Annotated in this window: 25 protein-coding genes; 14 read left to right on the forward strand and 11 right to left on the reverse strand. The window is 73.7% G+C overall.

Translation table 11 applies throughout. The annotated features are described in order from the left end of the window. Window positions 1-2: 2 nt before the first annotated feature. On the reverse strand, window positions 3-839 hold the full coding sequence (locus ABD665_RS07240) for an FCD domain-containing protein (protein WP_204911577.1): 837 nt from the start codon (window positions 837-839) through the stop codon (window positions 3-5). 267 nt (window positions 840-1,106) lie between these two features. Here ABD665_RS07240 and ABD665_RS07245 point away from each other — a divergent pair, with 267 nt between their 5' ends. From ABD665_RS07245 to ABD665_RS07285, 9 genes are read left to right on the forward strand one after another with little or no spacing between them, the layout of a single operon-like run. After that, window positions 1,107-2,093 carry an NAD(P)-dependent oxidoreductase gene (locus ABD665_RS07245; RefSeq protein WP_204911576.1) on the forward strand — a complete coding sequence of 329 codons (987 nt, stop codon included), beginning with the start codon at window positions 1,107-1,109 and terminating at the stop codon, window positions 2,091-2,093. Beyond that, window positions 2,090-3,541, forward strand: a complete 1,452-nt coding sequence (locus tag ABD665_RS07250; protein ID WP_204911575.1) for an aldehyde dehydrogenase family protein — start codon at window positions 2,090-2,092, stop codon at window positions 3,539-3,541. Before ABD665_RS07245 ends, ABD665_RS07250 begins: the two co-directional genes overlap by 4 nt. Then, window positions 3,538-5,025 carry a xylulokinase gene (xylB, locus tag ABD665_RS07255; RefSeq protein ID WP_204911574.1) on the forward strand — a complete coding sequence of 496 codons (1,488 nt, stop codon included), beginning with the start codon at window positions 3,538-3,540 and terminating at the stop codon, window positions 5,023-5,025. The genes ABD665_RS07250 and xylB overlap by 4 nt, the downstream gene beginning before the upstream one ends. Then, window positions 5,022-5,678, forward strand: coding sequence for an HAD hydrolase-like protein (locus tag ABD665_RS07260; protein WP_204911573.1), 657 nt, complete (start codon window positions 5,022-5,024; stop codon window positions 5,676-5,678). Before xylB ends, ABD665_RS07260 begins: the two co-directional genes overlap by 4 nt. 11 nt (window positions 5,679-5,689) lie before the next feature. Beyond that, the gene (gene rpiA / locus ABD665_RS07265) at window positions 5,690-6,454 is read left to right on the forward strand and encodes a ribose 5-phosphate isomerase A (protein WP_204911572.1); all 765 of its coding nucleotides are present in this window, start codon (window positions 5,690-5,692) and stop codon (window positions 6,452-6,454) included. A gap of 49 nt (window positions 6,455-6,503) precedes the next feature. Further along, window positions 6,504-7,364 (forward strand): class II fructose-bisphosphate aldolase, encoded by an 861-nt coding sequence (locus ABD665_RS07270; RefSeq protein WP_204911571.1) that lies wholly within the window; start codon window positions 6,504-6,506, stop codon window positions 7,362-7,364. Further along, window positions 7,361-8,152 (forward strand): HAD-IA family hydrolase, encoded by a 792-nt coding sequence (locus ABD665_RS07275; RefSeq protein WP_204911570.1) that lies wholly within the window; start codon window positions 7,361-7,363, stop codon window positions 8,150-8,152. The genes ABD665_RS07270 and ABD665_RS07275 overlap by 4 nt, the downstream gene beginning before the upstream one ends. Further along, window positions 8,149-9,069, forward strand: a complete 921-nt coding sequence (locus tag ABD665_RS07280) for a dihydrodipicolinate synthase family protein (protein WP_204911569.1) — start codon at window positions 8,149-8,151, stop codon at window positions 9,067-9,069. The genes ABD665_RS07275 and ABD665_RS07280 overlap by 4 nt, the downstream gene beginning before the upstream one ends. Continuing rightward, entirely contained in the window at window positions 9,066-10,397 is a 1,332-nt protein-coding gene (locus ABD665_RS07285) for an FGGY family carbohydrate kinase (protein WP_204911568.1), read from the forward strand. The genes ABD665_RS07280 and ABD665_RS07285 overlap by 4 nt, the downstream gene beginning before the upstream one ends. A gap of 57 nt (window positions 10,398-10,454) precedes the next feature. On the opposite strand, the gene ABD665_RS07290 is transcribed toward ABD665_RS07285, so the two are convergent. Together ABD665_RS07290 and ABD665_RS07295 are read right to left on the reverse strand one after the other, a co-directional pair. Further along, the gene (locus tag ABD665_RS07290; RefSeq protein ID WP_204911567.1) at window positions 10,455-10,628 is read right to left on the reverse strand and encodes a CsbD family protein; all 174 of its coding nucleotides are present in this window, start codon (window positions 10,626-10,628) and stop codon (window positions 10,455-10,457) included. A gap of 106 nt (window positions 10,629-10,734) precedes the next feature. Then, on the reverse strand, window positions 10,735-11,466 hold the full coding sequence (locus ABD665_RS07295; RefSeq protein ID WP_204911566.1) for an SDR family oxidoreductase: 732 nt from the start codon (window positions 11,464-11,466) through the stop codon (window positions 10,735-10,737). A 78-nt stretch (window positions 11,467-11,544) separates the two neighbouring features. Here ABD665_RS07295 and ABD665_RS07300 point away from each other — a divergent pair, with 78 nt between their 5' ends. After that, a complete protein-coding gene (locus tag ABD665_RS07300) occupies window positions 11,545-12,126 on the forward strand; it encodes a TetR/AcrR family transcriptional regulator (protein ID WP_344741628.1) in 582 nt (193 codons plus the stop codon). On the opposite strand, the gene ABD665_RS07305 is transcribed toward ABD665_RS07300, so the two are convergent. The 3 genes from ABD665_RS07305 to ABD665_RS07315 all read right to left on the reverse strand — a co-directional run bounded on the left by ABD665_RS07305 (window position 12,123) and on the right by ABD665_RS07315 (window position 15,307). Further along, window positions 12,123-12,659 (reverse strand): NUDIX domain-containing protein, encoded by a 537-nt coding sequence (locus ABD665_RS07305; RefSeq protein ID WP_204911565.1) that lies wholly within the window; start codon window positions 12,657-12,659, stop codon window positions 12,123-12,125. The two genes, ABD665_RS07300 and ABD665_RS07305, sit on opposite strands and share 4 nt — an antisense overlap. 115 nt (window positions 12,660-12,774) lie before the next feature. Next, window positions 12,775-14,574: a chorismate-binding protein gene (locus ABD665_RS07310; protein WP_204911564.1), complete on the reverse strand. Its 1,800-nt coding sequence runs from the start codon at window positions 14,572-14,574 to the stop codon at window positions 12,775-12,777. Between the two features lie 67 nt (window positions 14,575-14,641). Then, complete coding sequence (locus tag ABD665_RS07315) at window positions 14,642-15,307, reverse strand: TetR family transcriptional regulator (RefSeq protein WP_204911563.1); 666 nt, start codon at window positions 15,305-15,307, stop codon at window positions 14,642-14,644. Between the two features lie 108 nt (window positions 15,308-15,415). On the opposite strand from ABD665_RS07315, the gene ABD665_RS07320 reads away from it, so the two are divergent. Further along, on the forward strand, window positions 15,416-16,312 hold the full coding sequence (locus ABD665_RS07320; RefSeq protein WP_204911562.1) for an oxidoreductase: 897 nt from the start codon (window positions 15,416-15,418) through the stop codon (window positions 16,310-16,312). 43 nt (window positions 16,313-16,355) lie between these two features. Here the strand turns inward: ABD665_RS07320 and ABD665_RS07325 are convergent, their stop codons facing one another. Beyond that, window positions 16,356-16,814: a MarR family transcriptional regulator gene (locus ABD665_RS07325; protein ID WP_204911561.1), complete on the reverse strand. Its 459-nt coding sequence runs from the start codon at window positions 16,812-16,814 to the stop codon at window positions 16,356-16,358. Between the two features lie 36 nt (window positions 16,815-16,850). On the opposite strand from ABD665_RS07325, the gene ABD665_RS07330 reads away from it, so the two are divergent. Continuing rightward, window positions 16,851-17,717, forward strand: coding sequence for an NAD(P)H-binding protein (locus ABD665_RS07330; protein ID WP_204911560.1), 867 nt, complete (start codon window positions 16,851-16,853; stop codon window positions 17,715-17,717). Between the two features lie 21 nt (window positions 17,718-17,738). Here the strand turns inward: ABD665_RS07330 and ABD665_RS07335 are convergent, their stop codons facing one another. Further along, a complete protein-coding gene (locus ABD665_RS07335) occupies window positions 17,739-18,113 on the reverse strand; it encodes a hypothetical protein (RefSeq protein WP_204911559.1) in 375 nt (124 codons plus the stop codon). Continuing rightward, window positions 18,110-18,676: a TetR family transcriptional regulator gene (locus tag ABD665_RS07340; protein ID WP_204911558.1), complete on the reverse strand. Its 567-nt coding sequence runs from the start codon at window positions 18,674-18,676 to the stop codon at window positions 18,110-18,112. The genes ABD665_RS07335 and ABD665_RS07340 overlap by 4 nt, the downstream gene beginning before the upstream one ends. Window positions 18,677-18,797: 121 nt before the next feature. On the opposite strand from ABD665_RS07340, the gene ABD665_RS07345 reads away from it, so the two are divergent. Next, window positions 18,798-19,958 (forward strand): alpha/beta fold hydrolase, encoded by a 1,161-nt coding sequence (locus ABD665_RS07345; protein ID WP_204911557.1) that lies wholly within the window; start codon window positions 18,798-18,800, stop codon window positions 19,956-19,958. 20 nt (window positions 19,959-19,978) lie between these two features. On the opposite strand, the gene ABD665_RS07350 is transcribed toward ABD665_RS07345, so the two are convergent. Continuing rightward, window positions 19,979-20,668, reverse strand: a complete 690-nt coding sequence (locus tag ABD665_RS07350) for a DUF3159 domain-containing protein (RefSeq protein ID WP_204911556.1) — start codon at window positions 20,666-20,668, stop codon at window positions 19,979-19,981. Between the two features lie 51 nt (window positions 20,669-20,719). Next, window positions 20,720-21,664 carry an SDR family oxidoreductase gene (locus ABD665_RS07355; protein ID WP_204911555.1) on the reverse strand — a complete coding sequence of 315 codons (945 nt, stop codon included), beginning with the start codon at window positions 21,662-21,664 and terminating at the stop codon, window positions 20,720-20,722. 194 nt (window positions 21,665-21,858) lie between these two features. On the opposite strand from ABD665_RS07355, the gene ABD665_RS07360 reads away from it, so the two are divergent. Continuing rightward, window positions 21,859-22,698 (forward strand): helix-turn-helix transcriptional regulator, encoded by an 840-nt coding sequence (locus ABD665_RS07360; RefSeq protein ID WP_344741631.1) that lies wholly within the window; start codon window positions 21,859-21,861, stop codon window positions 22,696-22,698. Window positions 22,699-22,719 lie beyond the last annotated feature (21 nt).

Consider the following 22,719-nt stretch of genomic DNA (forward strand, 5'->3'; position numbering starts at 1 on the left):
GGTCATGCCTCCGAGGTGGGGATGGTGGGTGCGGTCCGAGGCGCCGGGGCGAGCCCGGCGTCGGTGGTCGTGAGGGTGGTGCGGGGGGTGACGGTGGAGCTCATCTCGCGGATGCTCGGCGGGACGGCGCCGTCGGTGGGGGTCTGCCACTTGCGCAGCAGCCGCCGCAGGTGCTCCTCGGCCGCCTTGCGGGCGCCGTAGGTGTCGCGCCGACGGAGGTTCTGGAGGATCTCCTCGTGCTCCTCGAGCGTCCGGTGCGGGTTCGAGGGGTAACCGGCCCGGTGCTGGTAGTGCGTGCGGAGAAAGCTGTTGATCGGCCGGCAGACGAGGTCGAAGAACGGGTTGCCGCTCGCCTGCGCGAGCGCCTCGTGGAAGTTCATGTCCGCGTCGAGGAAGGCCTCGGCGTCGACGGAGCCGTCGGTGGCGATCGCGGCCGCGCCGTGGGTGATCGAGCCGGCGAGCCGGTCGAGGTCCTCCGTCGTGGCGGAGGCGGCGGCGGCCGTGGTGACCTGCAGCTCGAGCGCCAGGCGGAGCTCCAGCAGGTTGCCGAACGTGCCGTCGCTGGCCAGCATCAGGATCGAGAACTGCTCGGCGATGCGCGCCCCGTCGAAGGCGGCGACGACCATGCCGCGACCGGGCGCGACGGTGACCAGCCCGCGCTGCTCCAGCAGCTTCGCCGCCTCGCGCACCACGGTGCGGCTCACGGAGTAGCGCTCCATGAGCTCCACCTCGGTCGCCAGTCGTACGTTCGGCACGAGGCCGCCGCGGAGGATCTCGGTCTGCAGCTCGTCCGCGATCCGCTCGGACAGCCGACCCGGACCGTCTCGCCATTGAGTCATGAGCCGAACGTACGATGATTAAACTCGCCTCGCAACCCTCAGTTTTCAACTACTCGTGGTTTTGAGCCTGAGAGCCGTCGTCGCCACCGACCTTGACCCCGGTTGACCGACGCGAACGTACGACGTTAGGTTCGGTGACGTGCTGCCGGACCTGCGGCGCACGACCCGTTCGACCCCACAGCTCGACACACAGGAGGCATCGGTGCCACGCCTGAGCCCCGCGGCGACAGCCGTCCCCACCCCGTACGCCGACCCGGAGCGCGCGTCATGACGCGGTTCGTCGTGACCGACCACGCCTTCGTCGACGTCACCCACGAGCGAGCGGCCGCCGAGCAGGTCGGCGCCGAGCTCGCCGTGCACCAGTGCACCGGGGCCGACGAGACCACCGAGGCCGTGCGCGGCGCCGACGTCGCCTTCGTGAACTTCGCGCCGATGGGCGCCGAGCAGCTGGCGGCGCTGGCGCCCGGGGCGACGGTGATCCGCTACGGCGTGGGCTACGACAACGTCGACGTCGAGGCGGCGACCCGGCTCGGCGTGCACGTGGCGAACGTCCCCGACTACGGCGTCGACACCGTCGCCGACCACGCGGCGGCGCTGATGCTGTCCCTGCTGCGCCGCATCCCCTTCTACGACGCCGGCATCCGGGCCCGCACGTGGGTGCTGCCCGGCGACGCCGGACCGGTCCCCTCGTTCACGAGCACCACCGTCGGGCTGCTGGGCGCCGGCCGGATCGCCTGCTCGCTGGCCGACCGCCTGCGGCCCTTCGGCTTCCGCCTGATCGCCCACGACCCGTACGCCGACGCGGACGTCGTGGCGGCCCACGGGCTGACGCTCGTCGACCTCGACACCCTGCTGGCCGAGTCGCACGGGATCTCGCTGCACGTCCCGGTCACGCCCGCCACCCACCGCCTCGTCGACGCCGGCCTGCTGGCGCGCGTCCGCCCCGGCTGCGTGCTCGTCAACACGTCGCGGGGTGCGCTCGTCGACGAGGCGGCGCTCGCCGAGGCCCTCGCCGAGGGACGGGTCGGTGGGGCCGGGCTGGACGTCTTCGACCCCGAGCCCCTGGCCGCCGACTCCCCCCTGCGGACGACCCCCAACGTCCTGTTCTCCCCCCACGCCGCGTTCTACTCGGAGTCGTCGCTGGACAACCTGCAGCGCCTGGCGGCCGAGGAGGCCGTGCGGGCGGCGCTCGGCCAGCCGCTGCGGTGCAGCGTCAACCCCGACGTCGACCCCGACCCGAAGGAGCAGAAGTGACCGCCCTGACCGTGCCGACCGACATGCCCGAGCCGCGCAACCTCGTCGCCGGACGCTGGGTGCCCGGTGGCGACCCGACCGTCGCCGTCGTGAACCCGGCCGACGGACAGGTCCTCACGACCATCCCCGACACCTCCGAGGCCGGCGTCGACGAGGCCGTCCGCGCGGCGCGGGCCGCCCTGCCCGCCTGGCGCTCGACCACGCCCTTCCAGCGCGCGGCCGTCCTGCACCGGCTGGCCGCCGCCGTCCGCGACGACCTCGAGGAGCTCGCCCGCCTGGTCACGCTGGAGATGGGCAAGCCGATCGGCGAGTCGCGCGGCGAGACCGCCAAGCTCGCCGACGCCTTCGACTACTACGCCGAGGAGGGCGTCCGCGTCTACGGCGAGACCATCCCGAACGAGCAGGCCGGGGTGACGAGCATCGTCCGGTACGAGCCGGTCGGCGTGGTCGGGGCGATCACGCCCTGGAACTACCCGCTCGAGCTCATCGGTTGGAAGCTGGCCGCCGCGCTCGCCGCCGGCTGCACGATCGTCGTCAAGCCCTCCGAGTACACGCCCTCGAGCGCCGTACGGCTGTTCGCGCTGCTGCAGGGCGCCGGCGTGCCCGACGGCGTCGCGAACCTGGTGCTCGGCGCCGGGACCGCGGGCCGCGCGCTCGCCTCGCACCCCGACCTGGACAAGCTCGCCTTCACCGGCTCCGAGGCGACGGGCGCCGCCATCACGCGGTCGCTGGCCAAGGCGATCCCGACCTCGATGGAGCTCGGCGGTTCCTGCCCCCAGATCGTCACCGCCAGCGCCGACGTCGACGACGCGGTCGCCGGGTGCCTGCGGCGCGGGTTCCGCAACGCCGGGCAGATCTGCATCGCGATCAACCGCGTCTACGTGCACCGCGACGTGCACGCGGAGTACGTGGACAAGCTCACCGCCGGCGTCGCCGCCCTGAAGGTCGGGCCCGGCCTCGACAACCCCGACGTGGGCCCCGTGACCAACGCCGAGATCCGCGACCGCTGCGCCGCCCACGTGGAGGACGCGGTGGCGCGCGGCGCCCGGGTCCGGACCGGCGGCACCAGCCAGGCCGACCGGGCCGGCACGTGGGTCACGCCGACCGTCGTCGACGACGTCCCCCACGACAGCCTGATCGTGCAGGAGGAGACCTTCGGCCCGGTGGTCGGCGTCGTCCCCTACGACACGTCGGAGGAGGCGGTCGCGCTGGCCAACGGGACCGACGCCGGGCTCGCCGCCTACCTGTACGCCCGCGACCTCGGCGAGGTGTTCTCGATCGGCCACGCGCTGGAGTTCGGCAACGTGGCGGTGAACAACCCCGACGCCGGCATCATGAACGCCCCCTACGGCGGCCGCAAGGGCTCGGGCCACGGCTCCGAGCACGGGCGTGAGGGGCTGCACGCCTACCTCCAGATCAAGCACCTGCGCATCCGGTACGGCAAGTGACCGGTCACTGGCTGGGCGTGGACCTCGGCACGTCCGGGGTCAAGGTCGTCGCCGTCGACGAGTCCGGCGCCGTCGTCGCGAGCCACACGTCCTCCTACCCCCTCCAGACCCCGCGACCGGGCTGGACCGAGCAGCGCCCCGAGGACTGGTGGGACGCCACGCTCGAGGCGGTCCGCGCCGTCGGCGAGCGCGTCGACGGTGACGTGGTGGGCATCGGGCTGTCCGGGCAGATGCACGGCATGGTCGCCCTCGACGCCCACGACGAGGTGCTGCGCCCCGCGATCCTGTGGAACGACAACCGCAACGCGGCCGAGTGCGACCTGCTGCTGGACCGGGTCGGCGGGCTCGACGGGCTCCTCGGCCTGACGAACAACGCCTCGCTGCCCGGCTACACGATCGGCAAGATCCTCTGGCTGCGCGAGCACGAGCCCGAGCTGTTCGCGCGGACCGAGGTCGTGCTGAACCCGAAGGACCACCTCCGCTGGCGCCTGACCGGCGAGCGCGCGACCGACGTCTCGGACGCCTCGGGCTTCGGCGCCCTCGACGTGCGGAACCGCCGCTGGAGCTCCGACCTCATGGCCGCCCTCGAGCTGCCCGAGTCGCTGCTGCCGCCGGTCGTCGAGTCGGACACGCCCGTCGGGCGCCTGACCGCGGAGGCCGCCGCGCTGACCGGGCTGCCGGTCGGGACCCCCGTGGTCGCCGGCGGCGGTGACTCGGTCCTGCAGACCACGTCGATGGGCATCGTGTCCCCCGGGACGCTGGGCATCACGCTGGGCACGGCCGGCATCCTCGGCGCCGCGATCGAGCACTGCCCCGACAACGCCCACGGCCGCCTGCAGATCTCCTGCGGCAACGAGGCGGGCCGCTGGCACGTCATGGGCGTCGCGCTCTCCGCGGGCGGGGCGCTGCAGTGGTGGACCGACGCGATCCGGGCGCTGGTCCCGGACGCGAGCAACGCCACCGTCACCGCGCTCGCGACCCGCTCGCCCGTCGGCGCCCGCGGCGTCCGCTTCCTGCCCTACCTGGTCGGCGAGCGCGCCCCGCACGTCGACCCCGACGCCCGCGCCACCTTCGTGGGCGTCGACCTCGGTCACGACCTGACCGACCTCTCGCGGGCCGTCCTCGAGGGCGCGCTGCTCAACCTGCGCGAGATCCGCGACATCATGGCCGACGTCGGCGTACCCACCGACGACGTCCGCGTCTCCGGCGGCGCCTCGGCCTACCCGCTGTGGCGCCAGACGCTCGCCGACGTGCTCGGCACCCCGGTGCACCAGGTGACCAACGGGGAGCAGGGGGCGGCGTACGGTGCTGCTCTGCTCGCCGGGGTCGGCGGCGGCCGGTGGGCGAACCTGTCCGAGGCGCTCGGGAGCGTCGTGGTCACCGACCGCGTGCAGCCCGACCCCGACTCCGTCGCCGTCCACGACGCCTCCTACGACGACTTCCGCCGGATCTACCCGGCCCAGACCGTGATGAGGAACCTGTGACCGGCTACCGCACCGTCGTCTTCGACCTCGACGGCACGCTCGTCGACTCCACCGTCGACATCGCCCGCGCGCTGAACCTCGCGCTCGTGCCCGCCGGCGGGCGCGCCCTGCTGCCGGCGGAGGTCGCCCCGATGCTCGGGGACGGCGTCGCCCTCCTGGTCTCGCGGGCCGCGGCGCTGTCGGGCCTGCCCGAGACCGACCTCGGTGCCCTCGCGCGGCACTACCTCGCGGAGTACCGGCAGCGTCCCGTCGTGGACTCGACGCTGTTCGCCGGCGTGGCCGACACCCTCGCCTTCCTGGCCGACGCCGGGGTCCCGATGGCCGTCTGCACCAACAAGCCCGAGACGATCGCCCGGGAGGTCCTGGTCGGCCTGGACGTGGCGCACCACTTCCCCGTCGTCGTCGGCGGCGACCGCATCGAGCGGAGCAAGCCCCACCCCGACCACCTCTGGCTGGCCGTGGACGAGCTCGGCGCCGACCGTACGACGTCGGTCCTCGTCGGCGACTCCCCCGTGGACGAGCAGTGCGCGGGGGCCGCGTCCGTCGCCTTCCTGGCCGTGCCGTGGGCACCCGCCACCGTGACCGGGAACCGCCTGAGCTCGTTCGACGCCCTCACCGGCCTCGTCGCCGCCCGACCCCTCCCCACCCCGTAGGAGCCCGCACCATGACCACCCCCACGATCGACACGCGCAACGACCAGGACCGCGCCAAGCTCGCCGCCGGCCGCTTCGCCGCCGACAAGTACTGCTTCGACGGCGCCAGGCTCGGCCTGGGCTCGGGCACGACGTCCCACTACTTCGTCCGCGCGCTCGCGGAGAAGGTCCGCGACGGCCTGCAGGTCGTCGGCGTGCCGACGTCGAACGGGACGCGCGACCTCGCCCTCGAGCTGGGCATCACCCTGGTCGACCTGGACGACATCGACCAGCTCGACGTCTGCATCGACGGGCCCGACGAGATCGACCCCGACGGCTCGATGATCAAGGGCGGCGGCGCCTGCCTGCTCTGGGAGAAGCTCGTCGCCCGGACGAGCGCCAGGATGGTCGTCGTGGCCGACCACACCAAGGCGGTGCAGACGCTGGGCCGGTTCCCCCTGCCCGTGGAGATCGTGCAGTTCTCGTGGGGCACCACGTCCAAGGCGGTGCGGGCGCTGCTGGGCGAGCACGGCTACCCGGCCGACCTGGCCATCGTGCGGCGCGAGCGCGACGGCGCCCCCGTCGTGACCGACAACGGCAACTTCATCATCGACGTGCAGCTCGACACCGCGCGCGACGTGGCCGAGCTGACGGTCCAGCTGAACGAGATCCCGGGCGTCGTCGAGAACGGCTTCTTCGTCGGCATCGCCGACGAGGTCGTCTTCGGCTGGCCGGACGGCTCGGCCCAGGCCTACGCGTTCCCGCTCGACCTCCCGCTCCAGCAGCCCGCGCGCTGACCCGACCGCCACACCTCCAGACCGCAGACCGAGGAAGGACACGAACGCGATGAGCTTCGTCCCCCTGAACGACGTGCTCGCCGACGCCCTGGCGGGCGGCTACGGCGTGCCCGCCTTCAACATCGTCAACGACCTGAGCGCCGAGGCGGTGCTCGAGGCGGCCGCGGAGGAGCGCTCGCCGGTCATCCTGCAGACCTCGGTCAAGACGGTGCGGATGTACGGCCGCAAGAAGCTCTACACGATCCTCGCCGGGCTGGCCGAGGACGCGTCGGTGCCGGTCGTGCTGCACCTCGACCACTGCCCCGAGCGCGAGGTCATCTCCGACTGCCTGCAGGGCGGGTGGACCTCGGTGCTGTTCGACGCCCACGAGCTCGACGGCGCCGAGAACCTGCGCCAGACCATCGAGGTCGTCGCCGAGGCCCGGGCCGTCGGGGCGAGCGTCGAGGGCGAGATCGAGGGCATCCAGGGCGTCGAGGACGGGATCGGCTCCGACGAGGCGTCGGCGATGCAGTCCCTCGAGGTGTCGGTCGACTTCGTCGAGCGCACCGGGGTCGACTGCTTCGCGCCCGCCATCGGCAACGCGCACGGCCAGTACAGGTCGGCGCCGGTGCTCGACCACCAGAAGGTCAGCGACCTGCTCGCGGCCACGGGCGTACCGATGGCCCTGCACGGCGGGACCGGCCTGTCGGCCGAGCAGTTCCAGGACCTCGTCGCGCGCGGCTGCGCCAAGGTCAACATCTCGACCGCGCTCAAGGAGGTCTTCCTGCGCTCGAGCCTCGCGTCGCTGCAGCGGTCCGAGGAGAGCGGCAAGTGGGACCCGATCACGTTCTTCCGCGACCAGAAGGAGGCCGTGACCACGATGGCCCGCGACCACATGCGCATCTTCGGCAGCGTCGGGCGGGTCCGATGAGCGCCCTGGTCTTCGACTGCGACGGCGTGCTGGCCGACACCGAGCGCTACGGGCACCTGCCCGCCTTCAACCTCACCTTCGAGCACTTCGGCCTCCCCGTGCGCTGGGACGTCGACGAGTACGCCCGGCGCCTGCGGATCGGCGGCGGCAAGGAGCGGATGGCGAGCCTGTTCAACGACCCCGGCTTCGCCGACGCCGCAGACATCGGCGACGACGAGGAGCTCCGCCGCGACCGGCTGGGCGAGTGGCACCGCTACAAGTCCGCCGCGTTCCAGGAGCTGGTCCGCAACGGGCAGCTCCCCGCGCGGCCCGGCATCGCGCGGCTGATCCCGGCCGCGCTGGAGGCGGGCTGGACGGTCGCCGTCGCTTCCACGTCGGCCGAGGCGTCGGTGCGCGCGGTGCTCGAGCACGCGGTCGGCCCCGAGGTCGCGGCCCGCGTCCCGGTCTTCGCCGGCGACGTCGTGCCGGCCAAGAAGCCCGACCCCGCCATCTACGACCTCGCGGTGTCCGAGCTCGGCCTCGACCGTGACGACACGCTGGTCGTGGAGGACTCCCGCAACGGCCTGCTCGCCGCGACCGGGGCCGGGCTGCCTTGCCTGGTCACGGTGAACGGCTACACCCGGGACGAGGACTTCAGCGAGGCCCTCCTCGTGGTCTCCGAGCTGGGCGACCCGGGCCGCGACCCGGTCGAGGTCCTCGCGAACCGCGGGCCGGCCGCGCCGGGGGCGTACCTGACCCTGGACGACCTGTCCGCCTGCCTGGGTGCCGGGGCGGGGGCCCACCGATGAACGAGCTCCTCACCGGCGTGATCGTCCCCTCCGTCACGCCGTTCGACGACGAGGGCGACCTCCGCCTCGACTGGCTCGAGCACAACCTGCGCCGCTGGAGCACGACCGACGTCCGCGGCGTCATGGTCCTCGGCACGAACGGCGAGTTCCGCTCGGTCGACGACGACGAGGCCCGCGCCGTCGTGGCCACCGCCGCCGCGGAGCGCGGGGACAAGACCCTGATCGTCGGCGCCGGGCGGGAGTCGACGCGGCTCACCGTGCGGTTCGTCGACAGCATCGCCGAGCACGCCGACCGCGTCGACTACGTCTCCGTGCTGCCCCCGCACTACTTCAAGGGCGCGATGACCGGCGAGGCGCTGCGGGACCACTACCTCGCGGTGGCCGACGCGAGCCCGATCCCCGTCCTGCTCTACGTGGCCCCGAGCTACGCCAACGGCGTGCTCATCCCGCCGGCCGTCGTGGCCACGCTCGCCGACCACCCGAACATCGCCGGGATCAAGGACACCTCGAACGACCAGATCACGTCCTACCTGCTGGCCGCGGGCGGTCGCGACGACTTCTCCGTCCTGGCCGGGACGATGAACACGATCATGACCGGCCTGCTGTTCGGCTCGCCGGGCGGCGTCGTGTCCGCCGCGAACTTCTTCCCCGACGAGTGCGCCGCCGTCGTGCGGCTCGCGGCCGACGGGAAGCAGGCCGAGTCGATCACCGCGTACGCGGACCTGCAGCGGTTGATCAAGCTCACCGGCGGGCGCCGCGGGGTGGCCAGCCTCAAGGCCACGATGAACCTGCTCGGCTACCGCGCGGGCATCCCCCGCGCCCCCGTCCGGCCGCTCGGCGACGACGAGATCCGCGCGGTGCGCGAGGCGCTCGTCGCCCACGGGAAGCTCGGCGACGGGGACGGGAGCGAGGAGTGAAGGCGCTGTCGATCGACTTCGGCACGTCCTCGGTCAAGGTCGCCGTCGTCGACGCGGACGCCCTGGAGATCATCGCGACGGCGAGCGCCCCGTACCCGAACCTGCTGCTGCCCGGCGAGAAGAACGAGATCGACCCCGACGAGCTGTGGGCCGGCTGCTACCGGGCCTGCCAGGCGCTCGACCCGGCGCTGCGGGCGGAGGTCGAGCTGCTCTGCTACGACACGTTCTCGCCGTCACCGGTCTTCGTGAAGAGCGACGGCACCCTCGCCTACCCGAACATCATCACGCACCTCGACCGTCGCAGCCGGGCCCAGAGCGCCTTCATCGACGAGGTCGTGGGCAATAAGCGCTTCCTCGACGTCGCGGGGATCCTGCCCTTCGCCGGGGGCGCCGGGGCGATGACGTTCATCTGGTTCCGTCAGAACGCACCCGAGTACCTCGACCAGGCGCACCGGATCGGGCACCTGCCCACGTACGTGCACCACCGGCTCACCGGCGAGTGGACGGCCGACCTCGTGAACGCCTCCATGACGGGGCTCTACGAGACCACCACGCAGGGCACCTGGTCCGACGAGCTGCTGACCGCCTTCGGCATCGACCGCGGGCTCCTGTGCGACATCGTCGACCCCGGCACGCCGGTCGGCACGCTCAAGGCGGACGAGGCCGAGCGCCTCGGCGTCCGGGCCGGCATCACGGTCGCCGTGGGCACCAACGACATGGCGGCCGCCCAGTGCGGTGCGGGCAACGTCGAGGCGGGCGGCACCATGAACACCGCCGGGTCGAGCGACATGGTCAGCGTCCTCACCGACCGCCCCGTCACGAACCCGGGCTACTACCTCCGCAACGCCGCGCTGCCGGGCCTGTGGCAGATCTACGCCACCACGGCGGGCGGGTTCGCGCTCGAGTGGTTCTGGTCGCAGTTCTGCCGGGACCTGAGCCGGGAGACGTTCTACGAGGAGCTGGTGCCCGCGGCGCTCGAGGCCTGGCCCGAGGACGGCGAGGTCACCTTCGCCCCCTACCTCACCGGCGACCGCCAGTCGCTGGAGAAGCGCACGGCCACGTGGTCGGGCCTGACGCTGGCCACCACCCGCGAGGAGATGCTGGCCGCGGTGCTGAAGAGCATGAACCGGGTCCTGGCCGGCACGCTGCGCCAGGCGTCGGAGGTGGTCGAGCTCAAGCCGGTGGTCAAGCTGACCGGCGGGATGTCGGACGAGCACTACCTCGCGCTCAAGAAGCGCGAGATGCCCGGCTTCGACTTCGAGGTCGTGGACAACTGCCCCATCCTCGGCAACGTCTGGCTCGCCCGTCGCGGGCTCGCGCTCGGCTGACCCGGGAGACGCGAACGGGGTCGCGCGGCCTGCGCCGCGCGACCCCGTGTACCAGCGTCAGTCCTTGACGGCGTCCTTGGCCTTCTCGGTCTCCATGCGCGCCTCGCCCATGACCTGGTCCTTCTGGCCCTGGGCCGTCAGCTCGGCGTCGTCGGTGTGCTTCCCGACGGCCTCCTCGGCCTTGCCGGCCACCTGCTGGACGGCGTCCTTGGCCTTGTCTCCGATCGACATCTGCACTCCTTCGTTGGATCGTCTCTGAGATCCCGACCCTAGCCAGGGGGTCCTCATCGGCGCGCGGCGCCCGCTCCGGCCCGGAGCCGGGGCGGACGCCCGGTCGTCAGCCCGCCTGCGCGGTCAGTGCGGCGACCTGCTCGTCCAGCCAGGGGTAGAGCTCCTCGCCCCGGGTGTTCAGGCGGGACTTCAGCTCCCGGGTGACGGCGTCGGCCAGGACCTCCAGCGAGCCGTCGGAGACCGCGTCGTACGCCTGCGCGACGACGCTCGCCGGGGTGACCTTGGGGACCTCCCAGCCCGCCGTCATCGGGGTGTCGATCATGCCGACGAGCAGGCCGACGACGTGCGTCCCCTGCCCGCGCAGCTGGGCCCGCAGCGCGTTCGTCGCCGACCACATGGCGGCCTTCGAGGCGGCGTAGCCGGTCGGGATGCTGACCCAGGCGGCGGACGAGAGGATGTTGATCAGGGTGCCGCCTCCGTTCGCGGCGAGCACCGGGGCGAAGGCGTTGCTGACCCGCAGCGTGCCGAAGAAGTTGGTCTCGAAGATCCGGCGCAGCTCGTCCTCCGGTCCCGAGATCGAGTCGCCGGCCGGGGCGATGGCGGCGTTGTTGATCAGCAGGTCGACGTCGGCCGCGACGGCTGCGGCCCGGGCCGGAGCCTCGGGGTCGTTCAGGTCGAGGTCGAGGGACACGACCCGCGCGTCCTCCCAGTCCCGCGTCGAGCGCGCGGCGGCGTAGACCTTCGCCGCACCCCGCTCCAGGGCCTGCGCGACGAACTGCTCGCCGAGCCCGCCGTTGGCTCCCGTGACCAGGACGTGGCGACCTTCGAGTGATGGCATCTAGACTCCTCAGTAAGTGGGGAACTCCCCCGGAAACAGTATGTGGGGATGCTCCCCGGTTATCAAGGAGGGTCGTCGATGTCCGCCGTGACCCCGACCACGCGACCGCTGCGGGCCGACGCCCGTCGCAACCGGGACGCGATCCTGCACGCGGCCCGCGAGGCGTTCGAGGCGGACGGGGTCCTGACGCCGCTCGACGCCGTCGCCACCCGCGCCGGGGTGGGCAACGCCACGCTCTACCGGAACTTCCCCACCCGCGACGACCTGCTGGCCGAGGTCATGCAGGTGAGCCTGGTGGCGGCGTTCGCCGAGGCCGACGAGCTGGCCCGCGCGCTGCCGCCGCGGGAGGCGCTGACCGAGTGGCTCGTCCGCCTCGCCTGGCAGCTCCGGATCTGGCACGACCTGCCCTACTGCCTGGCCAACGCCCACGCCGGGAACGACTCCCCCGTCAGCACGACCTGCAACCCCGTGCACCTGCGGCTCGACGCGTTCCTCGACGCGGCCCGGGCGGCCGGCGACCTGCACGCCGACGTCGACGGCGCGGCGGTCTACGAGCTCGTCCTGGCGATCTCGTGGGCCACCGACCGCTTCCACGACGACCAGGCCGCCGCCCGGCGTCGCGTCGAGCTGGCGACCGCGGGGCTGTTCGCCGTCTCCTAGGAGACGCGGCCGAGCGCGACGAGGCCGAGCAGCAGGGCGCCGAGCGTCTCGTTGTCCGTGATCTCGCCCCGGCCCACCATGGCCACGACCTCGGCCACGGGCACCGCGCGCACCGTCTCGATCCCCTCGGTCTCGAGCTCGGCGCCCCCGACGAGGGTCAGCCCGGTGGCCAGGAACACCCGCCCGGGAGCGGCCGCGACCCCGTTCAGCGACTGCACCTCACCGAGCGCACGCCACTGAGCGGCCTCGTAGCCGCTCTCCTCGCGCAGCTCGCGCCGGGCGGCGACGAGCAGGTCCTCGCCGTCGCTGCCGCCGGACGGGACCTCGATGCTCGACCGCCCCGTGGTGTAGCGGTGCAGCGTCACGAGGAGGATCTCGTCGTCGTCGGTCACGGCCACCACGAAGACGGCTGGGCTGCGGACCTCGACGACCCCGTAGATCCCGCGCGTGCCGTCGGGCCGGCGCACCTGGTCCTCACGGACCCGGATCCAGGCGTTCTCGTAGACGGCACGGCTCTCGGAGGTCGACCACACGGCTACATCCTCGGCGGTACGGCGCGTTCCGCCCGAACGCCCCCTGAGCCTGTCGAAGGGCCACGAAGTGGTCCGCCCTGCCGCAGCCGACCTCTGACGAGGCCCTTCGACAGGCTCAGGGGGCGTGGCGGGGCTCAGGGTCGTGATCCCGGAGCTCGGCCCGGCGCCAGCCGCGGACGCTGTTGAGGAACCACAGCTCGCCGCCGCGGGCCAGCGCCTCCCGCACCCCGGCGACCGTGAGGACGCGCTCGCGCAGCCTGCCGTCGCGGAGGGCGAGCTCGCGTTCGACGCCGGGCAGCAGGCCGCACGACACCGGCGGCGTCCACCACGCGTCGCCGTCGCGGAGCGCGACGCTGCCGATGGTGGTCTCGGTGAGCTCGCCGCGGCTGTTCCACAGCAGCGCGTCGTCGGCCCCGCGCGCGGCCGCGGACGCGCGGTGCGGCGCGTACGGCTTCCGCCACGTCGTCTTGTGGGCGAGGAACACGTCCTGCTCGTCCACCGGGGCGGCGGCGAGGACGAGGGTCAGCGGCCCGTCCGGGTCGAGCGGGAGGGGCTCGACCGACGCCTCGGCGACACCGCGCTCCCCGACCGTCAGCCGGACCCGCCAGCGGCCGTCGGGGTGCATGCGCAGGACCTCGTCGAGCGCGTCCCGGGCGCCGGCCAGCGGGTCCGCCCGGGCGAAGTAGGCGGCCGACGCGGCGAGCCGGTGCAGGTGCTCGTCGAGCGCCCACCACGCGCCGTCCTCGAGCCGCAGCGTCTCCAGCAGGTCGAAGTCCGGCCTCGCCGGGGCGGTGAGGACCGCCGCCTTGGCCAGCAGCTCGTCGTGCTCCCCCGCCGCCGTCGAGTCGACCGTGACCCCGCTGCCGACCGCGTACGTCGCCGTCCGCGCCGTCGTATCGGCCACGAGCGTGCGGATCGCGACGCTGAAGGTCGCGTCCCCGCCCGGTGCGACCACGCCGACGGCTCCGCAGTAGAGGCCGCGCGCGTGCGGCTCCAGCCGGCTGATCAAGCCCATGGTCGACACCTTGGGCGCCCCCGTCACCGACCCGCACGGGAAGAGCGCGCCGAAGAGGTCCGTCAGCCCGGTCGTCGGCGGGACCTCCGCGGTCACCGTCGACGTCAGCTGCCAGACCGTCGGGTAGCGCTCCGGGACGCACAGCGCCGGGACGTCGACGCTGCCCGCCCGGGCGAGCCGACCAAGATCGTTCCGCAGCAGATCGGTGATCATGACATTCTCGGCGCGGTCCTTCCCGCTGGCCAGCAGGCCCGCGAGCCGCTCGTCGTCCTCCGCACCCGACCGCCCGCGCCGGGCCGTCCCCTTCATCGGCCGCGTGGTGATCATGGTCCCGCGCCGGGCGAAGAACAGCTCCGGGGACACCGAGAGCACGTGGTGCCGCCCGAGATCGAGGTAGGCGCCGAACGCGTCCCCCTGCGCGACCAGCAGCCGCTCGTACCGACCCAGGTCGTCGGCCCCGTCGTCCCACGCGGCCGTCAGCGGCAGGGTGAGGTTCGTCTGGTAGGTCTCGCCCCGCCGGACCGCCGCCTGCACGGTGTCGAACGCGACCTCGTACGCCTCGCGCCCCACGGACGCCCGCCAGGGTCCGGGGATCGTGATGTCGCCGGACGCGGGTGCCGGCCGGTCGAGCGGAGCCGCGTGCAGCCCGAACCACACCAGGGGCAGGTCGTCCTCGCGACGCCTCCCCGGCACGGTGAACGCCGCGTCGAACGCGGGCGCCGCGTCGTACGTGACGAACCCGGTGGCCCACAGCCCGTCCGCGCAGGCGGCGTCGACCTCGCGCAGCGCCGGCAGCACCTGCTCGACCGTGGTCGCGACGACCGTGCGCACCGGTTCGCCGAACCACAGCACCCCGCCTCCCGCCCGCGCCTCGCCGGGGTGGAAGTCGCAGCGCAGCACACGCCGATGCTCCCAGGGCGGCGGCGTCGTCCGCGCCGCTCGCGCGTCGGCGGAAGACGGGCCGCGCTCAGCCCCGCGGCACCGCCCCCAGGAGCAACATCCGGATCGCCGTCCGGAGGGAGTCCTCCAGGTCGAGGTGCAGGACGGCCAGGGCGGGCTCGAGCGCGTACGCGGCGCGCACCCCGGCAGGCGGCGCGCTGAACGGCGCGAGCGCGCCCGCCAGGACCACGACGTGGAAGATCAACCGCTCGGCGTCGGCGCCCAGCTCGGGCAGGTGCCGCCGCAGCAGGTCCGCCGCGACCGTCAGCCGAGCGAGGGTGACGCGCTTGTGCCGCACCACGACCTCGACGGAGACGTTGTGCTCCAGGACGCCGCCCTGGGTCCCGGCCAGGTCGCACAGCGCCCGACGGCCGGCCAGCGTCCGGGCGAGGACGTCGGCCAGGCGCTCCGCCCGCTCGGGCACGGCCCGGCCCGCGTCGACGTCGTCCGCGAGGGCGTCCGACACCTCGACGAGCCACTCCTCCAGGAACGTGTCGAAGAGGTCGAGCAGCACCCCCTCGCGGGAGTCGAAGTAGCGCAGCACGTTCGACTTGGCGAGCCCGACCCGGCGGCTCAGCTCGTTGAGGGTCACGTCCGTGACCGGCATCTCCTCGAGCATCGCGGCGGCCGCGTCCAGGATCGTCCGGCGCCGGACCTCGCGCTGCTCCTCGCTGCGGGCCCGCTGGAACGTCACCGCGGCAGCGTAGCACCGTGCAGACCGGCGGTCTCTTGACAGCAGACCGACGGTCTCTTACTGTCGGGAACAAGAGACCGACGGTCTCTACAGACGAGGAGACACGAGATGACGCAGTGGACCGAGCAGGACGTCCCCGACCAGCAGGGCCGCATGGCGGTCGTCACCGGGGCCAACACCGGCCTCGGCTACGACACGGCCCGGGCGCTCGCCGAGCACGGCGCCTCGGTGGTGCTGGCGGTGCGGGACGTCGCCAAGGGTCGGGCCGCCGCCGAGCGGATGGGCGGCGACGTCACCGTGCAGGAGCTGGACCTGTCCTCGCTCGCGTCGGTGCGCGAGGCGGCCTCCGCCCTCGCCACCACGCACCCCCGCATCGACCTGCAGATCAACAACGCGGGCGTCATGTACACGCCGAAGGAGACGACCCGCGACGGCTTCGAGCGCCAGCTCGGCACCAACCACCTCGGCCACTTCGCGTTCACGGGGCTGCTCCTCGACCGGCTCCTCCCCGTGCCGGGGTCGCGCGTCGTCACGGTCAGCAGCGTCGGCCACCGCATCCGGGCGGCGATCCACTTCGACGACCTGGGCTGGGAGCGTTCGTACTCGCGCGTCGCCGCGTACGGGCAGTCCAAGCTGGCGAACCTGATGTTCACCTACGAGCTGCAGCGCCGGCTCGCCACGCGGGCGACGACGGTTGCGGTCGCCGCGCACCCGGGCGTCTCCGACACCGAGCTCGGCCGGAACTCCCCGGCCCCGGTCCGCACCCTGCTGGAGCGGCTCGGCCCGCTCGTCCTGCAGCCCGCGGCGATGGGCGCGCTCCCCACCCTGCGCGCGGCCACCGACCCCGCGGTCCTCGGCGGCCAGTACTACGGCCCGGACGGTCGCGGCGAGGCGCGCGGCTACCCGAAGGTCGTCACGTCCAGCCCCGCGTCGTACGACCTGGCGGTCCAGCAGCGGCTGTGGTCGGTGTCCGAGGACCTGACGGGCGTCGCGTTCCCGGTCTGACCGTCGGGCAGGCCCGCTCCGACCTCGAGCGGGACGAGCGACGTCAGCCCAGCGACCCGACGAGCAGCAGGCGGTGCGCCATCGCGTCCAGGACCCGGTGCTCGTCGGGGTCGAGGCCGAGGGCGGCGTCGCTGTTCGCGTGCCGGATCCGTTCGTGGACCTCGCCCAGCGCGACGAGGCCGGCCTCGGAGAGGTGCACCGGGTTGCGCTGGCCGCGCCCGCGCAGGGTCGGCCGCTCGATCAGGCCCAGCTCCTCGAGGCGCTGCAGCTGGTGCTGCATCGACTGCGGGCGCATGAGCACGGCCTCGGCGAGCGCGGCCTGGGTGAGGGCCGGGCGGGCGCTGAGCTGCGCCAGGATCCCGTACTGCTGGGGCGTGAGGCCGTGGGGCCGGAGGGCGTCGGTGAGCAGGTGCTCGAGGTGACGCCCGAGGCGGATGAGGGTCCAGGTCGTCATCGCCTCGATGTCGGCCTCGGTGACGACCGGACGCGCTTGATCCCCCATGGCACGATCGTACGTATAAATCAGAAATCTGATACTTTGGCTGGTCCCGTCCTCGTCACGGGAGCCACCGGCGACGTGGGCGGGGAGGTCGTCCGGCTGCTCGTCGCCGCGGGGACCGAGGTGCACGCGCTGCACCGCCGGCCGGAGCAGGCGTCGGCGCTGGCCGAGCTGGGCGCCGAGCCCGTCCTCGGCCGCCTGGACGACGCGTCCGACCTGCGACGGCTGATGAGCGGGGTCGACCGGCTGTTCCTGCTCACGCCGCCGATCGCGCAGCAGGTCGACCTCGAGCGCACCGTGATCACGGCCGCCCAGACCACGCACCTCCGGCACGTCGTCCGCATCTCCGCCGGCGACTCGAACCCGCGCAGCCCGGTGCCGTGGGCCCGGGCGCACGCCTGGGGCGACCGCCGCCTCGCCGCCACCGACCTCGACTGGACCTCGGTGCGGCCGTCGGCGTTCATGCAGAACCTCGTCGGGCAGGCCGAGGTGATCCGCCGCGGCCTGCTGCCCCACACCGCTGGCGGCGGGGGCGTCGGCTGGATCGACACCCGGGACGTGGCGGCCGTCGCCGCCCGCGTCCTGCTCGACGGGCCGGAGGCCCACCGTCGCGCGACCTACTTCCTGACCGGCCCCGAGTCGCTGACGTTCGCCGACGTCGCCGCACGTCTCACCGCGGGTCTCGGTCGCCGGGTCCGCGCCGTCGCGCTGCCGAAGCCGGCGTACGTGGCGCTGCTCCGCGCCGCCGGCCTGGACGCCTTCATGGCGCACGGCCTCGGCGCGCAGTTCGCGGACGTCGTGCGGCACAACGTCGACATCGACACCACGTGGGACGTGGAGCGGCTCACCGGGAACGCGCCGCGATCGATGGCCGGGTGGGTCGAGGAGCACCACGACCTGTTCTGACGCCCCGGGCGGGCGGTCGGCCTAGTCGGCCGGACGGCCCCGCCGGTCCGCGTTGGCCCGCCGGTCCAGCAGCGTCGCGAACCAGGGGTGCCCGCTCGTCTCGAGCCGGTGCTCGTAACCGTCGTCGGGCGCGGTCTCGACCAGGTGCAGGACCCCCCAGAGGACGCCGTAGACGGTGTCGTCGTCAGGACGTCCGAGGAGCGCGAGCAACGCGTCCCGCTCGGGGACGCTCAGCGGCGGGGCCACGGCGGCGACGTCGGCGGCGAAGCGGTCGATCACGTCCTCCTGCCAGAGCTCGTCGTCCTCCGACGGGAGCGGCGCCCAGGACGCGAGCCGGCGCACCTCGGGGCGTACGCCGTCGGCGGAGCCTCCCGCCGGCCCGCGGTCCCCGGTCATCCGCGCTCGGCCAGGGCTCGCGCCCGAGCCTCCGGGACCCCGAGGAGGAGCAGGCTCGTCGTCGTCACGGCCGGGGCGCCGAGCGGCGCGCCGGACAGGTCGCCGTCCGCCACCGCGAACACGACCGACCACGCCACCTGGCTGAGGACGGCGGCGGGCAGGTGCCGCCCGAAGGCGCCGCTCTCCTGGCCCCGCGCGACCAGCTCGGCGAGCGCCGTCTCGACCGGGCCCAGGAGGGCGTGGATGTCCTCGCCGAGCTCGCCCCGCCGGAGCACCACCAGCACCCGGTAGCGGTGCACCAGCGGCCACAGACGGGCGACGAAGTCGGCCCACGCCTCGTCGGCCGCCTTGTCGACGACGGCCTCCTCGGCGAGGACCGCGGCCATCTCGTCGACGGCGCGCCGCGTGAGGGCCAGCACCAGGTCGGACCGGGTCGGGAAGTGGCCGTAGACGGTGCGCCGGACCACGCCGGCGGCCGTGGCGACCTCGCCCATGCCGACGTCCGGCGAGCGCCCGAGCACCTCGGTCGCCACGTCGAGGATCCGCTCCCGCGTGCCCGTCACGTCGTCCCCCCGGTGAACCTCGCTCGCACCGGTCCAGGATTGCACAACGGTGTGCAACCATAGCTCTTGCACACCCGTGTGCAATCACCACCTCCCGACCCGGGACCGAGCAGGAGACGCCATGACCGCACCCCTCCACCCCCCGACCGACCTCCGCCCCTTCCGCGTGGCGGTCCCGGACGCCGAGCTGGACGACCTCCGGCAGCGGCTCGCGCGGACCCGCTGGCCGGACCCGGAGACGGTCCCCGACTGGTCGCAGGGCGTCCGCCTGGAGAACGTCCGGTCGCTCGTCGCCCACTGGGAGCAGGAGTACGACTGGCGCCGCTTCGAGGCCGCGCTGAACGCCTTCCCGCAGTTCCTGACCACGATCGACGGGCTCGACGTCCACTTCCTCCACGTCCGGTCCCCGCACTCCGGCGCCCTGCCCCTGCTCCTGACCCACGGGTGGCCGAGCTCGGTCGCGGACTTCGTGGCGCTCGTCGAACCGCTCACCGACCCCGTCGCCCACGGCGGTGACGCGGGGGACGCCTTCGACGTCGTCATCCCCTCGCTGCCCGGGTTCGGGTTCTCCGGCAAGCCGACCGGGACCGGCTGGGACGTCGACCGCATCGCCCGGGCCTGGGTGGAGCTCATGCGTCGGCTCGGCTACGCCCGGTGGACGGCCCACGGCGGCGACTGGGGTGCCGCCGTCACCACCACGATCGGCGCCGCGCTCCCGGAAGGCCTCCTCGGGATCCACCTGAGCACGCCGTACGCCTTCCCGGCCCAGATTCCCGACGCACTCACCCCCGAGGAGCGCCACGCGGTCGAGGGCCTCGCCCTCTACGCCGGGCCGCTCGGCGGGTCCAACCACCTGCAGGGCACGAAGCCGCAGACCGTCGGCTTCGCCCTCGCGGACTCCCCCGTCGGCCAGGCGGCCTGGATCTACGAGAAGTTCCAGTCCAAGACGGACAACGACGGGCTCGCCGAGGACGCCATCGGGGTCGACGCCATCCTCGACGGGATCTCGCTCGCCTGGTTCACCAACAGCGCCGCCTCGTCCGCCCGCATCTACTGGGAGAACCGGTCGGCCACCATGGCCGGGCCGCGGCTCACCCTGCCCGTGGCGGTGACGGTCTTCCCGCGCGACATCCCCCGGCTGCCACGCACCTGGATCGAGGACGCCTACAGCGACCTGATCCACTACGGCGAGGCCGAGCGCGGTGGGCACTTCGCGGCGCTCGAGCAGCCCGGGATCCTCGTCGAGGAGCTCCGGACCGGCCTGCGGAGCCTCCGCGGCTGAGCCCTCGGCCGAGCGTCCGGCTAGGTGGTCCCGGCGTCTGGCTGCGCGGCCACCCGCCGGGCGACGACGAGGGTGACGGCGAAGTGCAGGGCGAAGACGGTGCTGGAACCCACCTGGACCGCAGCGAGGACGGCGGGCTCGTCGGCGACGTAGAACACCACCCGGACCACGAGGTTCGCCGTGGCCAGCAGCACAGCGACCAGCGTGCTGATCACGTACGTCCGCCGGAGGCCGGGGTGTCGCTGCCAGTGGCGCGGCCCGCCGGACAGCGGGTTGACGATCACGCCCATCAGCGGCCGTCGAACCACCAGGGAGACCAGGTAGGCCAGGACGAAGAGCGCGGGGACGACCGTCGTGGGCAGGAAGAACCCGCGCGCCTCGCCGACGAGGGCGGCGACCGCCGCGCAGACCCCCGCCACCAGCAGGCCGGCGACCGCGGCGCCCGGCGACTCCCGGCGGGCGAGCCGCACCCCGCAGGCCAGCAGGGCCGTGACCCCGACGGCGACGAAGGCCGGGCCGAGACCGGCCGCCGCGTCCGTCGCGACGAAGGCCACGGTCGGCGCCGCTGCCGCCACCAGCCCGACCGGCCCACCGACGCGGTCGAGCGTCCGGTCGGCGGCCATCCGGACCGCCGAGTGGTCGGGCGGGTCGGGCAGGCCGAGCACGTCCCGCGCGACGGCGCTCCACCCGTCGGTCCGGTCGTCCCGCACGAGGGCTCCTCGGCCCGGTCCCGCGTCCGTCTTCGTCATCGCCCCGGCCGCTCAGGCGCCGACGAAGGCGGTGGACGTGAGCCGCTCGGAGACGTCCCAGACGCGCCGGGCCTCCTCGGTGCTGCGCAGCGGCGGGTAGAGCTTCTGCTCGGCCGGCGCTCCACCGAGGTTGCCGAGCCCGCTCGGTCCGTAGAAGGCCCCACCGCGGGCGGCGGGGTCGGTCGCGGCCATCAGGGCGGGCAGCCCGGCCGTCTCGACCGTGCCGAGCAGGATCCCGCGCCGCGATAGCGCTCGGATGACCCGACGTCCGGGGGTCTCCTGCGTGCGGCCGAGCTCGGGGCGCGCGGCGAGCAGGTTGGTCGGCGCGACGCCGGGGTGCGCGAGGTTGCTGGTGATGCCCCAGCCGTGGGCCCGGCTGCGGCGGTCCAGCTCGAGGCCGAACAGCCCGAACGCGACCTTCGACTGGCTGTACGCGCGCATGCCGTCGTACGAGCGCTCCGAGTTGAGGTCGTCCCAGTGGATGCGGCCGCTGCGCGCGGCGACGCTGAGCTGGGAGGTGACGCGCGCGCTGCCGGCGCGCAGCAGCGGCAGCAGGTGGGCGACGAGGGCGAAGTGGCCGAGGTGGTTGGAGCCGAGCTGGAGCTCGAACCCGTCGGCCGTCACCTGGCGGTCGGGCGGGGTCATGACCCCGGCGTTGTTGATCAGCAGGTGGATCGGGCGGCCCTCGCGGACCAGGGTCTCGCCGAGGGCGGCGACGGAGGCGAGGGACGCGAGGTCGAGGTCGCGGAGGGACACGTCCGCGAGGGGCGCGACCTGCCGGATCGTGGTGATCGCCGCCTCCCCCTTGCCACGGTTGCGGACGGGCATGACCACCTCGGCGCCGGCGGCGGCCAGGCGTGCGGCGATGCGCAGGCCCATCCCGTCGCTGGCTCCGGTGACCACGGCGCGGCGGCCGCTCAGGTCGGGGACGGTGAGGTCGAGGTTCTTGCGGGGCATGGCGGCACTCCTGCTCGTCGGTCGGTCACACCACCGTCGCGGCCCACGCGGACGCCGTGAAGGACCCGTCGATCCACTGATCGGCAAGGCCAGGCTGCGGGCGGCGCGAAGCAAGAGGGGGATCGGCAGGCCGTGGCTCCGCCCGGGTGCGGGAGGTACACAGGACCCGTACGACCGACGAAGGAGACGCTGTGATGATCGACCGGGTCGGGCTCGCCGCCTTCCTGCGGCGACGACGGGAGTCGCTGCAGCCCGAGGACGTCGGCCTCCCGCGTGGCCAGCGCCGCCGCACGACCGGGCTGCGGCGCGAGGAGGTGGCGACCCTGTGCCACATGTCGACCGACTACTACTCACGGATCGAGCGGGAGCGGGGTCCGCAGCCCTCGGAGCAGATGATCGCGTCCATCGCGCAGGGCCTCCACCTCTCCCTCGACGAGCGCGACCACCTGTTCCGCCTCGCCGGTCACCAGCCCCCGGCGCGTGGAGCGGCGAGCGAGCACGTCAGCCCCGGGCTGCTGCGCATCCTCGACCGGCTCGACGACACCCCCGCCGAGGTCGTCACCGAGCTCGGCGAGACCCTGCGCCAGACGCCCCTCGGCGTCGCGCTGACCGGTGACCTCACCCGCTACACCGGGCCCGCCCGCAGCCTCGGCTACCGGTGGTTCACGGACCCGGAGACCCGTGCGCGGTACGCGACCCAGGACCACGCGCTCCTCGGTCGCCTCTTCGCCTCCGGGCTCCGCAGCCTGACGGCGCTCCGCGGACCCGGCTCGCGCGCCGCCCACCTGGCCGAGCTGCTCCTCCCGCAGAGCGAGGAGTTCCGGACGCTGTGGGAGTCCCACGAGGTCGGCGTGCGGCCCCACGAGGTCAAGCACTTCGTCCATCCCGAGCTCGGCACGCTGGAGCTGAGCTGCCAGTCGCTGCTCGATCCCGACCAGTCCCACCGCCTGCTCGTCTACACCGCCGCCCCCGGGAGCGAGAGCCACGAGAAGCTCCAGCTCCTCTCCGTGATCGGGAGCCAGGCGCTGGTCTGACCCCGGCCGTCCGCCGGACCG

Origin of the sequence: Microlunatus spumicola (genome assembly GCF_039536445.1) — a bacterium.
In the GTDB taxonomy this organism is placed as follows: Bacteria; Actinomycetota; Actinomycetes; order Propionibacteriales; family Propionibacteriaceae; genus Microlunatus; species Microlunatus spumicola.